This is a genomic window from Acinetobacter sp. ANC_7654 (assembly GCF_056779855.1).
In genome coordinates, this window is the sequence record NZ_JBWYIR010000007.1 from 67,395 (window position 1) to 83,240 (window position 15,846).

Sequence of the window (15,846 nt, forward strand, 5' to 3'; positions counted from 1 at the left end):
GATGTCTGAAAATCCTCAAGGACAAAAGCATTGTTCATTTTGCGGTAAAACGCAGTCTGAAGTGGGTAAACTCATTGCAGGCGAGGACGCTTACATTTGTAATGAATGTGTAGATGTATGCTTAGATTTAGTTCAGACGAGCCAGCAAGTCGAAACTGGTGAATGGGCAACTCGTCCATTACCTAAGCCGCATGAAATTCGTGCAGCTTTAGATCAATATGTGATTGGTCAAGACACTGCGAAAAAAACGCTCTCTGTTGCGGTATATAACCACTATAAACGTCTTAAAGTAACTCAATCTACTGCAAAGTCAGAAGATCGTGTAGAACTTGCTAAAAGCAATATCTTACTCATAGGACCAACAGGTTCGGGTAAGACTTTATTGGCACAAACTTTAGCGCGCTTATTAGATGTCCCATTTGCGATGGCTGATGCAACGACATTAACTGAAGCTGGTTATGTTGGTGAAGATGTTGAGAATATCGTACAAAAATTGCTACAAAAAGCAGATTACGATGTTGAGAAAGCACAGAAGGGTATCATTTATATCGATGAGATCGATAAGATTACCCGTAAGTCTGAAAATCCTTCAATTACACGTGATGTCTCAGGAGAAGGTGTTCAACAAGCGCTTTTAAAAATGATCGAAGGTACGGTAGCTTCAATTCCACCTCAAGGTGGTCGTAAGCATCCACAGCAAGAGTTCATTCAAATTGATACGTCTAATATCCTGTTTATCTGCGGTGGTGCATTCTCTGGTTTGGAGCGTGTCGTGCAACAGCGTCAAGAAAAAGGTGGAATTGGTTTCACTGCTGACGTAAAGACTAAAGATGACTCTAAGAAGTTATCTGAATTATTTAGTCAGGTAGAAGCTGCCGATCTTGTGAAATTTGGTTTAATCCCTGAATTCATTGGTCGTCTGCCAGTGATTGCAACGCTCGAAGAATTGGACGAAGAAGCATTAATGCAAATTTTGACTGAACCAAAAAATGCATTAACGCGTCAGTATCAATACTTGTTCGAAATGGAAGATGTTGATCTATTATTTGAAGATTCAGCATTGCGAGCTGTTGCGAAAAAAGCACTTGAGCGTAATACAGGTGCACGTGGTTTACGTTCAATTCTTGAAAACGTCTTACTCGATACGATGTACGATTTACCAAGTCGCTCTGATATTGGTACTGTTGTGATCAATGAAGCTGTGATCAATGAAAATGCTGAACCAGAATATCGAACTGAGCGCCAACCTAAACAAGAACAACAAGTTGAAGAAAAGGTCGATTTAAAGATTTTAGATACTAAATCTGCTTAATTGATTGTAATTCATCTGAAACGCGTAAAAAGTCCCACTTTTTGCGCGTTTTTTGTTTTTAATCTCGGATTGAGATGATAATCTAACGATAACAAAAATATGACATAGAATAAAAAGTATTCGTGATGAGGGATAATCATGCGATCAAGCGTAGCAGTGTGTGCTTTGAGTCTGTTTCTTGTGGCATGTCAGACACATAAAGGGCTTAACGATAATAATCAAACTCATGTGGTTTCAACGTTAAAACCGGTAGATTTTAGTGAGAAAAAAACTTTTGTATCTCAGAAGCTAGCTCAATATAAAGTTGCAGGATTTGATCTGGGCTCATGGGTAAATCAAAAACCAGGACAGTTTTTCAGCCGTGTAAAACCTCAACATCAGCAAGCCGCAGTGTTGTATCTGTACCGTCCTGATAGTAAGTGGAATCGTCAGGAAATTATTGCACCGAGTTTTTTTCTAAATGGTAAGCGCATTCCGAGTTTAATCAGCAATCATTATTATTGGATAGAGCTGGCTGAAGGGGATTATCAACTTAGTATCAGTCGACCTTTAACTGTGATGCATTTTCAAAAACCTTTGGTTGCAAGTTTTAGTGTTAAAGCGGGGCAGCAGTATTTCTTAAAATATGAAGAAGAACAGTTTCGAGGTGGACCAAATGGTAGTGAAGATCTCCTCAGAGTTGGACCATTGATGCAAATGCCAACAAAACAGGCATTAAGAGAAATTGGCATGACTCAGTTGAAAACGCCTGGGCTTAACTATGTTGCCGTTATTCAACCGAACGGAACATTGCAAAAATCAAAAGAAAAAATTAAAAATAAAGAATATAAAGCCAGTGATGATGTGCGCTTAACAGAACCTTTTAAGATATATGATCCACGCACATGGTAACTCTGATTCAGCATAATGGTTTTTAGCTTATTTCGAGTCAGTATGAATACTTTGTTTTTGTAGTTGTTCTAATTTCTTTTGGACTTCAGCAAAATTCTTTTCTGTAGATTGTAAAGAGCCTGCAAGTTGTTGATTCAGGATTTTCATGGATTCTTGAGCAACAAGTGGACCTTTATTTAAAATGGATTGACCTGTTGGAGAGGAATAAAAGTCGATCTGGGCTTGAACTTCTTGGGCATCATAGACATCTTTATAAATTTTGAGATAGATCGGTTTAAGTTTTTCCCAAGAAGTTTGCTTAATATTTTCTTGGTGAATTTTATCAGCCAGTTCATTGGCAATAACTTGTTGTTGTGGTGTTAATTTTTCGGCCTTAACAATATTTTGAACAATGCTATAGGCCTGTTGATCAATTTGAGGTCGGATTTGTTTAAGCGTACTTTGTAAGAGCTGATCTAAATTCAATACTTGTATGAGTTTTTCGATTTGTTGATCAGTCGCTTGAGCTGCCATAACCGCAGGTGAGCAGATCATGCATCCGCTCAAAAATAATGTTCTTAAAATTTTCATGAGTATTCTCGGTATAAAAAAGCACCCTAATGATAGAGTGCTTTTTGAACTTGAGACAAGTCGAATATTATTTATTGTGCAGCTGCATCTACAACTGGAATTTTACCAATTTTAGCCTGCCAAATTTTTGGTGCAGTTGCGTGAACTGATGTGCCGTTAACGTCTACTGCAACAGATACAGGCATATCTTTAACCACGAACTTATAGATTGCTTCCATACCTAAATCTTCAAAAGCGACAACTTCCGCTTCACGAATTGCTTTAGATACGAGATATGCAGCACCGCCTACAGCCATGAGGTAAGTTGCTTTATTGTCTTTGATTGCTTCAATCGCAGCAGGACCGCGGTCCGCTTTACCGATCATACCGAAAAGACCAGTTGCTTCTAAAACTTGGCGTGTGAACTTATCCATACGTGTTGCAGTTGTTGGACCTGCAGGACCTACAACTTCGTCACCCACTGGATCAACAGGACCAACGTAGTAAATGAACTTACCTTTAAGGTCTACAGGAAGCTCTTCACCGTTGTTTAACATATCAACCATACGTTTGTGCGCAGCGTCACGACCTGTATAGATTGTACCGTTAAGAAGAAGCGTATCACCTGGTTTCCAAGAGTTCATTTCTTCTTGTGTGATGTTATCTAAGTCAACACGTTTAGAAGAAGATGAGTCCCAAGTGACTTCAGGATAGTCTTCAAGTTTAGGTGCAATAATATTCGCAACACCTGTACCGTCTAGTGTGAAGTGTGCGTGACGAGTCGCAGCACAGTTCGGGATCATACCGACTGGTTTACCCGCAGCGTGACAAGGGTAGTCTTTAATTTTGATGTCTAGAACAGTCGTTAAACCGCCAAGACCTTGTGCACCAATACCCAGCGCGTTTACTTTCTCGAAGATTTCGATACGAAGTTCTTCAAGTTTATTTTGTGGACCACGACGAAGAAGCTCGTCCATGTTGATCTCTTCCATCAATGCTTCTTTAGCAAGCATCATGGCTTTTTCAGCTGTACCACCGATACCAATACCGAGCATACCAGGAGGACACCAGCCTGCACCCATGGTTGGTACAGTTTTCAGTACCCAGTCCACGATTGAATCAGATGGGTTTAACATTGCAAGTTTAGATTTATTTTCTGAACCGCCGCCTTTTGCTGCAACAGTGATATCTACTTTGTTACCTGGAACAAGTTTATGGTAGATCACAGCAGGGGTGTTGTCTTTCGTATTCTTACGGCCAAAAGCAGGATCAGCAAGTACAGATGCACGAAGTACGTTAGAGTTTTCTAAGTAACCTTGGCGAACACCTTCATTAATCGCGTCGTCTAAGCTCATTGTTAAATCAAATTTAACGTCCATGCCCACTTCAACGAATACGTTGACGATACCAGTATCTTGACAGATCGGACGGTGACCTTCGGCACACATACGTGAATTGATTAAGATTTGTGCGATCGCATCTTTGGCAGCTTTGTTTTCTTCACGGTCATACGCACGACTCATTGCTTGGATGAAGTCTTGTGGATGATAGTAAGAAATGAACTGAAGCGCATCTTTAACGGATGTGATCAAGTCGTCTTGCTTGATAATAGTTGTCATACAAATATCTCTTGAGCGGGCTGATAGCTAGCGGGCTAAATTATAAGACAAAATGATTCAATTGTGGCTTTTTTGCTGAGGAATTGGGCGAAAGTTTAAGAGAGCAGATTCATTCATAGAAAAGTTAAAATTAATATTTGCTAATTAATTTTTTAGATGGAAATACGTTTACGTAATAAGTTGTTTAAGCTTTTTTATAAATAACAATAATTTTTTTCAAATTTATCTCATAATATTTTTAGATTAAATGGGTGAAATTTCACTATTTTAGTCATCAATAATTCTAATACATTGACTTTATGAAATTAAATTTTGTTAAGATTTTCAATAGAAAGTATTAAGTAAATATTTATATAATTAAAAATCAATATTATTTATATATTTCATAAAATCTAGAAGTTAATTAAATATGAAGTCAAGTGACGCTGGAGTCTTTCTAAGTTATGCCTATATCACAATGCAACAGATGGGATTAAATGTAGAGCAAATTTTAGAAGATGTAAGATTGCCCGCACAGTTGCCTGATAAGACAGTTCGCAGAGATAATTCATGTCAGTACCGATTTTGGAATACAGCGCAAAAAGTTTCTAATGACAGAGATATTGGTTTACATGTAGGAGAGCATTTTCCTGTAATTAGAGGCTCAGTGATTGAGTATCTGTTTTTGAGTAGTTCGGGATTTAAAGTTGGACTAGAGAAAGCTTTAAATTACCAAAAATTACTTTCTTCAGCTTTTCATTTTAGCCTGTTCACAGATGAGCATGTTGCTGGAATTCAAGGGTTTAATCATCCTGTTCGGCACTATTTAGAGATTGTGATCAGTGTGATTTTAAAGTTTTTGAAATTCATTACAGATGATCAATTCCGCCCAATTAAAATTTATTTACCCTATGAATATGGTGCGACATTAATAGAATACAAGCGCGTATGGGGATGTGAAGTTGAGTTGGGCTGTCCAGATGGGAAAATTATATTTGATGCAGCGTTGTTGAATTTAAAATTTGACTGGTATGAGCCTGAATTATTTGCCATCCATGAAACTTATGCAAAACGTCAGATGAGACAGGTTGAAAAATATGAGCTCATTTATGATATAGAACAAATTCTAGCGAATAGTTTGCTCGAATCGGGCAACATTCAGTTAACTCATGTGGCAGAACAGTTGAATATGAATGTTAACACTTTACGCGCAAGTTTAACTGATATTGACACTTCTTTTGAGAAAATCTTGACTCATTATCGTATTCGGACTGCTAAGCAACTATTAGCAACCACAGAGATCTCCATGAGTCATATTGTCAGCGTTCTTGGTTTCGCAGAGAGCTCTGTATTTTCACGAGCATTCAAACGTTGGACGGGTGAGACACCTTTGCAATACCGCAAAAGAAAAACCACAAAAAATGATTCAATCGATACTTAATCTATATCATCTAAGTCAATAAAATTTATTCTAAATCCGTTACCTTAATCTGAATCAGGACAATTTTAAGTCTTTAAATGTTCGCTTGATTTGCAGCACATTTAAGGTTTTTTAATGATGTTCTGCTTACAATAAATCAAATGAAATTTCACTTATATACAATGATTTAACAAATTTGTTTGATTTTAACTTTAAGTTTATTCAACTAATTTTAGGAGTTGAAAATGAGTTATGTAAAGACTAAAGACGGTGTTGATATTTTTTATAAAGATTGGGGACCACGTGATGGTGAGGTGTTATTTTTTCATCATGGATGGCCTTTAAGTTCAGACGATTGGGATGCGCAAATACTTTACTTTTTAGAGAAAGGTTATCGTGTAGTGGCGCATGACCGCCGTGGTCATGGACGATCTTCTCAAGTGTCTGATGGTCATGATATGGATCATTATGCTGATGATGTTGCAGCTGTTGTTGAGCATTTAGGCATCAAAAAAGCGATTCATATTGGTCATTCAACAGGTGGAGGTGAGGTTGCGCACTATATCGCAAGACATGGTGAGGAGCGTGTTTCTAAAGCTGTTCTGGTGAGCTCTGTACCACCCTATATGGTGAAAACTGAAGATAATCCAAACGGATTGCCGAAAGCTGTTTTTGACGACATGCAGGCTCAATTATTTAAAAATCGAGCTGAATTCTATCGTGCTGTACCTGAAGGTCCATTTTATGGATTTAATCGTTCAAATGCGAAGCCGTCTGAACCAGTGATTCAAAATTGGTGGAGACAAGGGATGATGGGTTCTGCTAAAGCACACTATGATGGGATTGTGGCTTTCTCCCAAACTGATTTTAGAGAAGACCTTAAGAAAATTTCAGTGCCAGTATTAGTTTTACATGGTGATGATGACCAAATTGTTCCTCTTGATATTTCAGGAAAGTTATCGGCTGAATTGGTACAAAATGGAACTTTAAAGATTTATCCAGGTTATTCACATGGGATGCTCACTATTAATCCTGACGTGATTAATCCTGACCTTCTTGAATTTATTCAAAGTTAATTTTCGATCTTGTCTTAAACAAGAACTCTTTAAGAGTTCTTGTTTTTTTATATAAGTCTTTAGTTAACCTCATGATTCTAAGTTACAACACGTAGGAGTTAATCATAGATCTCAGTGTTCTAAGGGATTTATTGAAAAAACCATCCTCACTTTCGCGAGGATGGTAACTCATATGCAAATCAAATTATTGGGCTTGTTGCTCAGCCTGAATCGCTGTTAAAGCAATCGTAAAGACAATATCATCGACCAATGCACCACGAGATAAATCGTTTACAGGTTTGTTTAAACCTTGGAGCATTGGACCGACACTGACCACATTGGCAGAGCGTTGAACTGCTTTATAGGTGGTATTACCAGTATTCAAGTCAGGGAAAATAAAGACATTGGCGCGTCCAGCCACTTGAGAGTCAGGAGCCTTAGAACGTCCCACACTTTCGACAGATGCAGCATCATATTGAAGGGGGCCATCAATCAATAAATCTGGACGACGTTGTTTTGCGATGCGTGTTGCTTCAGCAACTTTTTCAACATCAGCACCTGTACCAGATGTACCAGTTGAATATGAAATCATGGCAATACGTGGATCAATACCAAATGCTTTGGCTGAGTCGGCAGATTGAATCGCGATTTCAGCAAGTTGCTCTGCATTAGGATCTGGATTGATTGCACAGTCACCATAAACATACACTTCATCTGGTAATAACATAAAGAAAACAGACGAAACTAAAGAGTAATCAGGTGCCGTTTTAATCAACTGAAATGCAGGGCGAACTGTATTGGCTGTGGTATGAACTGCACCTGAAACTAATCCATCCACTTGATCTAGTGCTAGCATCATGGTTCCAAGAACAACTGTATCTTGTAACTGTTCTTTCGCTTGCAGTTCATTTAACTTGCCTTTACGCAACTCAACCATTGGTGCAACATAGTTGTCCCGGATGAGATCTGGATCAATAATTTCTAAATCATCAGGTAATTCAATCCCTCGAGCTTTGGCTACATCTAAAACTGCTTCTGGTTTTGCCAGTAAGATACAGTGAGCAATACCACGTGATTGGCAGATCGCGGCTGCTTGAATCGTACGAGGTTCATCACCTTCAGGAAGAACAATTCTTTTCTTCGCTGCAATTGATTTTTGTACCAACTCATGACGGAATGCAGATGGAGAAAGACGTGGTTGGTATGAGCCATTCAGCAACTGCGTTACCCAATCCGTATCAATATGGCTAGATACAAATCGAGTGACTTGTTCAGCGCGAGCAGTATCATCTACAGGAATTTCGTTGCTTAAATTAGCCAATTGAGTCGCTGTTTCAAATGTACTCAATGGTGTGTGTAAAATAGGTAAGCCCTGTTTTATCGCAGCTTGGCAGAAAGCCAGTACTTGTTGATTAGGTGCATAATGTTCAGTCAATACTAAACCAGCAAGAGGGATACCATTGCTGCTTGCTAAACTACTTGCAAGTAAGACATCAATACGATCTGATGCGCTAATAATCAGTTCGCCTGCCGTGAATTTGTGCAGTTCGCGCTCGATATTTGAAGCGATCAGGCTACTATGCAGAACACGTCGTTGTGCAGCCTCACCTAAGTTAATCCATTCTGCTTGAATATGTTGCGCGATATCAGACATTCGCGGCACACTTAAAGTATTACTAAATGGTACTAATGCAATAACAGGAAGTTGTTCGGAACCAATCAGTGGATGTGTTTTTTGAATTTCCCCAACAAATTGTTGAGTCTCTTGTGTCAGACGCAGACTTGGATCAATGGTCACTGGAATCTGTGCAGACTCCTCGGACAGACCTTTGGTTCGCATGAACAGCACACCTGCTGTTCGGTTGCTGTTTGCTCCACCAAAATTACGTAATTGGGTTTCTACTTTTTCTGCTGTATAGGCTGGTTGTTTGATATCAGCATTGCTCACAATGATGACTTTCGCATCTAGTGCTTGAGCAAGTTGAGCATTCAGTTCAGATGCAAAACTATCACGACTGTTTGGAACTAACCCTTCCACAATAATAAGATCATGTTTTTTAGCAATTTGACGATGTAGACGAACAGCTTCTTCTAATAACTCATCACTTTCACCAGCATTTAATTGCTGAACTACATTTTGATATGAGATTGGTTCAACTGTTTCGTTCTGAGAAACATGGCGGAATAACGCTGTGGTGCGATCGAAATTTTCAGCATGTACTTCTTGTGAAAATGGCTTCACAAAACCAGCTTTTACACCTTGACACTCAAGTGCATAAATTAAGCCTAAACACGCTGATGTCAGGCCTACACCTTCACCAGTTGGAACAAGTACAATTGTTTTCATATCATCAAAATCTATATCTAAAAATAAAAAATAAATATGTCTGCGTGGGCGGCTACTTAAGCAGTCGTGGTTTCAAGTTCAGACTTTTTTTCAGATGAATTCACATCTCCGATTTGATTCACCACATGTTCTGTTTCTTGTGCAATACGTCCTTCTTCATCTGTAGGAATGACCCAAATTTGCGGACCAGTACCATTATCAATGCGACCTTCTGTACCGCGAGCTAATTGGTCATTTTTTTCTTTACTAAAGTTAAAACCAAAATGTGGCAAATAAGATAATGTTTTTTCACGAATAAATGCTGAGTTTTCACCAATACCACCTGTGAAGAATAAGCCATCAAGACGAGGTAAACCACAGCTGAGTGCTGCTAATGATTTAGCAAGACGATAGCAGAATACTTCAATAGCAAGTGCAGCATCTTCATTGCCTTCTTCTGAAGCTTCGATAAGTGTTCGCATATCGTTTGACAGGTTTGAAAGTCCTAATAAACCAGATTGGCTATTGAGCATTCTGTCAATTTTGTAAATGTCCCATCCTAGGTTTTTGGCTAAAAAATTATGTAAACTTGGGTCTACATCACCACTACGGGTACCCATCACTAAACCTTCGAGTGGCGTTAATCCCATAGAGGTATCAACACTTTTACCATTCCAAATTGCACAAGTAGAACTACCGTTGCCTAAATGAGCGGTGAGCCAACCACCTTCACGGAAACTACCAGCAAGCTCAGAACCACGATCTGATACATAGGCATGGCTCGTACCGTGGAATCCATAGCGGCGAACATTATGTTCAGTGTATAAAAATTTTGGTACCGCATAACGATAGGCATGCGCTGGCATTGTTTGATGGAACGCTGTATCAAACACTGCAACCTGCGGTAAGTCTGGGAACAAACGTTTAGTCGCTTCGATCCCAACGAGATGTGCAGGATTATGTAATGGAGCTAAAGGTGTTGCTTCACGGATTTTTTCAATAATTTCATCGGTGATTAACTCTGCTTGAGTTAAAGAACCACCATGTACAATACGATGACCAATGGCATCAGGCTTGTGATTCGCTAAGCGAGATAATCCAACTTCAAGTGCTTCTTTGTGGTCTGCATTTGGAATACGAATATCAACTGGTTCGTTGCCTACAGTCACGCCTTTGATGCGCGCTTCTGGCGTACCTAAGTTTTCAGCAAGACCATGAATTCGGAAATCTTGATCTTTAAGTAATAATGCAAACTTGATCGAAGAAGAACCGCAATTGATGATAAGAACTGAATGAGGCATGGTGTGTTCCTTTACTGGCAATTTTAATATTTCGTTTGTTTTCTTCCAAATGAACAAAAAATGTTATTTCTTGATCGTGAAGCATTTGTATCATGCGTTTTTTTATTGTCCTAGATAGACTTTAGGTGATTAGACTTAAGCACTATCGACCACTAAGGCAATAATAATTAAAATTTATAGTCTTTCTTTATTCATTTATTAAATAAATGATGGTTATATTTTAATTAAATTGTATGCGTAAAACATAGCATGTATTGTATTTTTTATATACCACTTCTGCTTTGTAATTGATTTAATTTATACGTTTTTTATTTAGTTATAATGAGTTGAATCACTCAAAAAAACAAAGCCCTTTACTCAAAGGGCTTTGTTTTTTAAGTTAGGTTTATTGACGGATTTGGCCATCGCCTAAGACAATCCATTTTTGTGAGGTAAGTCCTTCTAAACCGACTGGACCTCTGGCATGAATTTTATCTGTTGAAATACCGATTTCAGCACCTAAACCATACTCAAAACCATCAGCAAAACGAGTAGAGGCATTGACCATGACCGAACTTGAATCGACGCGTGTAAGAAATTTTCGCGCCGTGCTAAAGTTTTCAGTAATAATCGAATCAGTGTGATGCGATCCGTATTTATTGATATGCAAAATTGCTTCATCAACGCCACTGACCACTTTAACCGCTAAAATAGGTCCTAGATATTCCTCATACCAGTCTTCTTCGGTCGCAGTTTTAATCTGTTCACCTAAAATTGCTTTTACTTTTAAGCAACCACGCAGCTCAACTTGTTTTTCAGCATAAAGTTCAGCAATGCGAGGCAGAAAGTCATCAGCAACTTTTTCATCAACCAGCAGCGTTTCCATGGCATTACATACGCCATAGCGATGAGTTTTTGCATTTAACGCAATTGGCAATGCTTTTTGTAGATCTGCTTGAGCCTCAACGAAGACGTGACAGTTACCATCAAGATGTTTGATTACTGGAATAGTTGCTTCACGTGTAATACGTTCAATTAAGCCTTTGCCACCACGTGGAACAATAACGTCAACATACTCAGAGAGAGTAATCAATTGTCCAACAGCAGCACGATCAGCTGTATTTACAACCTGCACTGCGTTGACTGGTACTCCAGCTTGCTCTAAACCTTTTTGAATTGCGGTAGCAATGGCTTTGTTTGACTCTAATGCTTCTGAACCACCGCGAAGAATGATGGCATTGCCAGACTTAATCGCTAAAGAGGCTGCTTCTAGAGTGACGTTAGGACGTGATTCATAAATCATACCTACGACACCTAAAGGCACTCGCATTTTTCCAAGCTGAATACCAGACGGGCGATAAGCTAGGTCAGTAATTTCACCAATGGGATCAATTAAACTGATGACATCTTTAAGACCTTGTAACATTCCACTGAAGCGTGTGGGTGTAAGTTCCAAACGATCGAGTAATGCGCTGTCTAAATTGTTTTCATGACCACGACTCATGTCTAGTTTATTCGCAGCTAGAATTTGAGCTTGATGGTCTTCCAAAGCGGTATGGATTGCCGTCAAAGCATTATTTCGTTCAAAAGTCGAAGATCCAGCCAAAAAGCGTGAAGCTTCACGCGCATTCTGACCGACGACTTGCATGTACTGTTCGATGGAGTCTTGCATAGCAGTTTAACTGATCATTTTAAAATCTCATTCAAATAGTAGCAGCGCAGATGACAACAATCTATGTTTATCAGCGAAAAAAGCTAAGTTGATAAAACTTGTAACTATTTTTAGAACCTAACGGCAGTTAAAAAAGATAAAAGGTGAATTCTTGCATTGCGCAGATTTCATGCATCTGTATAAAATGAAATGAATGTTAATTATGTTGCATAATCATAACGAATTGAGAGTATGATCAAATTAACGGCTGTGAAAACAAAACAATAAAGCCAAATGGAGATAAGGGAATGAATTCCATGATAAAAATGGAGCTTGAAGATTATTCAGCTGAAGACAGCACTCATTTTTTTGATCTGTACCATAAAAATAGTTTTAAAGAGCCGCCACGAACCACATGGATTGATGGCTGGAAAATTGAATATATGGCGATCGCATCGCCAGAAACACTGTACCAGACGCCAACGCTGATTGTCGGAGGCGCATTTCAAAATTTTAATTCATATAAATATTGCGTTGAACAGCTCTTCGAGAAAGGACCTGTTATTTTAATCGACTTACCATCTTTAGGTTCAAATCAACAAATCCACAATCGTGATACTGGAATTTCTGCTGGTACTCTAGAGCTACCAGAGCTTTCAAAAATGTTAGGTCAATGGTTGGATTTGGTGGAGATTAAGAAAGTCTCTGTCATGGGGATGTCATTAGGCTCTGTGGTTGCTTCCTGTTTTGCTCATTATCGCTCAGAACTGGTAGATCGATTGATTCTGATGGGCGTCATGCAGAAGACGCGTAAAAGCTGGCGTATGTTGCTTGAAGAGTCATTAATATTGATGCAAGAGCAACGTATGGATGAGTTTGGTCAGGCTGTCATTTTGTACTTGGTGAATCATGCAAAATTAGATCAAACGCGTATGTCTCCAACAGCTAAACGACTTTTTTATAAGCAGATGTCTGAGTTTGATATCGCTGAGCGTGAGCGATATGAAATCAACTGTAATCGTTTATTGCGTCTTTCCCATGTTCCAATACCGATGTGTAAAACATTGGTAGCATGTGGTCAATTCGATAGTTTTACTTTGCCATTTGAGAATGCGAATTTTGCCTTGCAATGTCCTGATGTTGAGTTTGCAATGATTGCAAATGCGGATCATGTGCCTCAACTGCAACGCCGAAAAGAAACCATGAATCTTTTTACCAGTTTCTTAAAAGGCGAATCGATTCATAATCTAGATGGGATCATTTATTTAGATAAAGACCAAATGCAATCTTTGGATCGTAGAGGAGAAGTTCGATTTGCCCTTAAAAATGCACATTCTGTTTTAATTCATCAAACAAATGCACAACGTTTTGAAGTTGAAATTAAAGACCTGAATTACTTTGGTGTATCATTCTTTTTGGATGACCCATCTCAAGTTGAAGTATTACAGGCAAATGCTCGAAGTTTTGCAATTGAATTTGAGGATGAGCAAGGACATTTTGCTGTCGAATGTTTAATGTTCGATTTTATTGGAAATGAAGTAAGAGCATTATTCAAGCATGGTTATTTTGAAGTAGCTGATCGCTTACTTCAATTTATAGATACCCATAAACACAATGACAGCGTGGTTTAGGCTGTCATTGAATTCAATTGAATCAGAAAATATACTCTTCTTAATATTTAGATAAACGAATCATTATTTTATTGCATGAATCATCCATACTAGATCACCAAGATGCTGATCTGTATCCATATTTTGATTCTTTTTTTCAAAATACAGTTGAGGTTGAATGACTTCAACTTCAGTAAAACCTGACAGTTTAAAAAAGTGCTGTACCTCTAAAGGGTCTTTAAAGTGGAAGGTAAATGCACTTCTTGAAGCGTATTTGAGTAATTTGCTGCTCGACCAAATTAAGTTAGCCAGTTTATGTGGCACAGGCTCGGGATAAAGGTCAGTTAAATAATGAAGCGTTTGGAATGGTTGACCAAAACGCACAATCGAATTCAGCAATTGTTTGAGTAAATCTTGATTAAAATAATTGATTAATCCTTCACTGATAATTACTAGCGGTCGTGTTGGGTCGAATTCGTCAAAAGCTGTTTTGAAATCATCCGTGAATAAGTCTGCTGATAAAACTTTAGGGCTTTCGGGATCGATTTTATTCAAAGCGGATTGTTTTGTGGCAGCCATGTCTGGTAAATCTAATTCGCGATAATCTATTTCGGGATAATGAGATCTAAACCACCAACCACGAGGTGAAAGTCCCGCTGCAATTTCTAAAATTTGCAGGTTTGGATATTGTTTGATTAATAATTTTAAATGGTCGTCTAATAATGTATGTCGTGTCTTCAGAGTTGAACGCATACTTCCACCGATAAACTTCTCAGCCATACTTTCAAAAGGGTGAGCGAATTGCGCCAACGCTTTACCTTTCGAAGTCGCAAATGCTTCGTGAGAGATACCCATTTGGTACCAAATATAGCCAGTGTAGTGAGCAGTAAACGAAATATGACGGTGCTTTGATTGTTTTGATTGAGACATACACATCCTTAGCTATGATTATTATTGGATTGGTCAAGATAAAGGGAGCATTTAGATGCTCCCTTTATTATTAAAATGATTGTCTAAAATCTTCAATGACCTTTTTGACAGATTTCCATTCGTTGCCTAAGTCAAGTTGTTCACCAATGCGAATCTCTTGAATCTTACCGCGCATACGCTCTAAGCGTTCTTGGTTCGGCAATGGATAATTCTCTATGGCACTAAGCGCGACACATGCAGATTCCCGATTATTGCAGACTAAGCCCATATCACAGCCAGCTTCAAGCGCGGCTTTGATGCGAGCATCTGCACCACCTGCAACACAAGCTGCTTGCATACTTAAGTCATCAGAAAACAAGACACCATCGAACTCAAGTGTTTCACGAAGTACTTTTTGAACCCAATACTGAGAAAAACCAGCAGGATTTGGATCTACTTTTTCATAAATCACATGTGCTGGCATGAGTGCGTCAAGTTGAGGTTGGAGTTGAATAAAGCTTTGCATATCTTGAGCTTCAATTTCAGCATAACTTCGTGTATCCACAGCTGCAGCAATATGTGAATCTGCTTTAACCGAGCCATGGCCAGGGAAGTGTTTCCCTGTGGTTGCCATACCTGCGCGTTTCATACCTTGCATAAAGGCTTGGGCTAAAGGGATGATATCTGAGATATTTTTAGCAAAAGCACGATCACCAATAACATCGCTAATGTCGTTAAGGTCTAATACAGGTGCAAAGCTGAAATCGATCCCGACTGCAAGAACTTCGGTAGCCATGAGCCAACCGCATTGTTCAGCCAATTCAATTGCGCGTTCTGGCTGTCTTAGATAGAGCTCACCGAAACGTCCCATAGCAGGAAGGAGAGTGAAGCCTTGTTTTAAACGTTGTACGCGTCCACCTTCTTGATCGACTGCAATTAAAATATCGGGGCGAACTTGGCGCATATGATCCGTTAAGGCTCGAACTTGTTGAGGTGATTCAATATTTCTTCCAAACAAAATGACTCCACCGACTTGTGGAGATTGAAGGAGTTGAATATCTTCTTGATTAAGTGTTGTGCCCTCAATATCAAGCATCAATGCGCCAATCATAGTGGAATCCGTGATTCTAATTTTAAAAGAGAAAACAATACCCGAATTTTGCAATGATTTGCTACATTTTCTCCGTACAGATTATGATAAAACTATACGGCAGAAATAAAAAAGTTGTTTAAGGTTTTGAATAT

The 15,846-nt window shown here is 38.8% G+C and carries 12 protein-coding genes; 5 read left to right on the forward strand and 7 right to left on the reverse strand.

All coding sequences use genetic code 11. The features are described from left to right. The first annotated feature begins 1 nt into the window (after position 1). Both clpX and AC1M86_RS09160 read left to right on the forward strand, forming a co-directional pair. A complete protein-coding gene (clpX, locus tag AC1M86_RS09155; RefSeq protein ID WP_035265272.1) occupies positions 2-1,312 on the forward strand; it encodes an ATP-dependent protease ATP-binding subunit ClpX in 1,311 nt (436 codons plus the stop codon). A gap of 138 nt (positions 1,313-1,450) precedes the next feature. Next, positions 1,451-2,203, forward strand: a complete 753-nt coding sequence (locus AC1M86_RS09160) for a DUF2846 domain-containing protein (protein WP_481591561.1) — start codon at positions 1,451-1,453, stop codon at positions 2,201-2,203. A gap of 27 nt (positions 2,204-2,230) precedes the next feature. Here the strand turns inward: AC1M86_RS09160 and AC1M86_RS09165 are convergent, their stop codons facing one another. Together AC1M86_RS09165 and AC1M86_RS09170 are read right to left on the reverse strand one after the other, a co-directional pair. Further along, the gene (locus tag AC1M86_RS09165) at positions 2,231-2,773 is read right to left on the reverse strand and encodes a DUF2059 domain-containing protein (protein ID WP_035265277.1); all 543 of its coding nucleotides are present in this window, start codon (positions 2,771-2,773) and stop codon (positions 2,231-2,233) included. Positions 2,774-2,844: 71 nt separating this feature from the next. Next, on the reverse strand, positions 2,845-4,371 hold the full coding sequence (locus AC1M86_RS09170) for a fumarate hydratase (RefSeq protein WP_035265279.1): 1,527 nt from the start codon (positions 4,369-4,371) through the stop codon (positions 2,845-2,847). Positions 4,372-4,780: 409 nt separating this feature from the next. Here AC1M86_RS09170 and AC1M86_RS09175 point away from each other — a divergent pair, with 409 nt between their 5' ends. Both AC1M86_RS09175 and AC1M86_RS09180 read left to right on the forward strand, forming a co-directional pair. After that, a complete protein-coding gene (locus AC1M86_RS09175) occupies positions 4,781-5,791 on the forward strand; it encodes an AraC family transcriptional regulator (protein WP_481607801.1) in 1,011 nt (336 codons plus the stop codon). Between the two features lie 224 nt (positions 5,792-6,015). Further along, positions 6,016-6,846: an alpha/beta fold hydrolase gene (locus tag AC1M86_RS09180; protein ID WP_481607802.1), complete on the forward strand. Its 831-nt coding sequence runs from the start codon at positions 6,016-6,018 to the stop codon at positions 6,844-6,846. Between the two features lie 184 nt (positions 6,847-7,030). On the opposite strand, the gene pta is transcribed toward AC1M86_RS09180, so the two are convergent. The 3 genes from pta to AC1M86_RS09195 form a co-directional block, all read right to left on the reverse strand. Further along, complete coding sequence (pta, locus tag AC1M86_RS09185; RefSeq protein ID WP_481607803.1) at positions 7,031-9,172, reverse strand: phosphate acetyltransferase; 2,142 nt, start codon at positions 9,170-9,172, stop codon at positions 7,031-7,033. Between the two features lie 56 nt (positions 9,173-9,228). Next, a complete protein-coding gene (locus AC1M86_RS09190) occupies positions 9,229-10,452 on the reverse strand; it encodes an acetate/propionate family kinase (RefSeq protein WP_035265285.1) in 1,224 nt (407 codons plus the stop codon). Positions 10,453-10,837: 385 nt separating this feature from the next. Further along, on the reverse strand, positions 10,838-12,103 hold the full coding sequence (locus tag AC1M86_RS09195) for a glutamate-5-semialdehyde dehydrogenase (RefSeq protein ID WP_481607804.1): 1,266 nt from the start codon (positions 12,101-12,103) through the stop codon (positions 10,838-10,840). A gap of 287 nt (positions 12,104-12,390) precedes the next feature. Between AC1M86_RS09195 and AC1M86_RS09200 the strand changes: the two genes are divergently transcribed. Further along, a complete protein-coding gene (locus AC1M86_RS09200; RefSeq protein WP_481607805.1) occupies positions 12,391-13,713 on the forward strand; it encodes an alpha/beta fold hydrolase in 1,323 nt (440 codons plus the stop codon). 63 nt (positions 13,714-13,776) lie between these two features. Here AC1M86_RS09200 and AC1M86_RS09205 read toward each other — a convergent pair whose 3' ends face one another. Beyond that, the gene (locus tag AC1M86_RS09205; protein WP_481607806.1) at positions 13,777-14,622 is read right to left on the reverse strand and encodes a class I SAM-dependent methyltransferase; all 846 of its coding nucleotides are present in this window, start codon (positions 14,620-14,622) and stop codon (positions 13,777-13,779) included. 70 nt (positions 14,623-14,692) lie between these two features. Continuing rightward, positions 14,693-15,712, reverse strand: coding sequence for a beta-N-acetylhexosaminidase (nagZ, locus tag AC1M86_RS09210; protein ID WP_481594954.1), 1,020 nt, complete (start codon positions 15,710-15,712; stop codon positions 14,693-14,695). Positions 15,713-15,846 lie beyond the last annotated feature (134 nt).

Coding starts and splice junctions, on each gene's coding strand:
- AC1M86_RS09175 (WP_481607801.1), top strand. CDS start 4,781: ATGAAGTCAAGTGACGCTGGAGTCTTTCTAAGTTATGCCTATATCACA.
- AC1M86_RS09160 (WP_481591561.1), top strand. CDS start 1,451: ATGCGATCAAGCGTAGCAGTGTGTGCTTTGAGTCTGTTTCTTGTGGCA.
- AC1M86_RS09170 (WP_035265279.1), bottom strand. CDS start 4,371: ATGACAACTATTATCAAGCAAGACGACTTGATCACATCCGTTAAAGAT.
- pta (WP_481607803.1), bottom strand. CDS start 9,172: ATGAAAACAATTGTACTTGTTCCAACTGGTGAAGGTGTAGGCCTGACA.
- AC1M86_RS09165 (WP_035265277.1), bottom strand. CDS start 2,773: ATGAAAATTTTAAGAACATTATTTTTGAGCGGATGCATGATCTGCTCA.
- clpX (WP_035265272.1), top strand. CDS start 2: ATGTCTGAAAATCCTCAAGGACAAAAGCATTGTTCATTTTGCGGTAAA.
- AC1M86_RS09190 (WP_035265285.1), bottom strand. CDS start 10,452: ATGCCTCATTCAGTTCTTATCATCAATTGCGGTTCTTCTTCGATCAAG.
- nagZ (WP_481594954.1), bottom strand. CDS start 15,712: ATGATTGGCGCATTGATGCTTGATATTGAGGGCACAACACTTAATCAA.
- AC1M86_RS09200 (WP_481607805.1), top strand. CDS start 12,391: ATGAATTCCATGATAAAAATGGAGCTTGAAGATTATTCAGCTGAAGAC.
- AC1M86_RS09195 (WP_481607804.1), bottom strand. CDS start 12,103: ATGCAAGACTCCATCGAACAGTACATGCAAGTCGTCGGTCAGAATGCG.
- AC1M86_RS09205 (WP_481607806.1), bottom strand. CDS start 14,622: ATGTCTCAATCAAAACAATCAAAGCACCGTCATATTTCGTTTACTGCT.
- AC1M86_RS09180 (WP_481607802.1), top strand. CDS start 6,016: ATGAGTTATGTAAAGACTAAAGACGGTGTTGATATTTTTTATAAAGAT.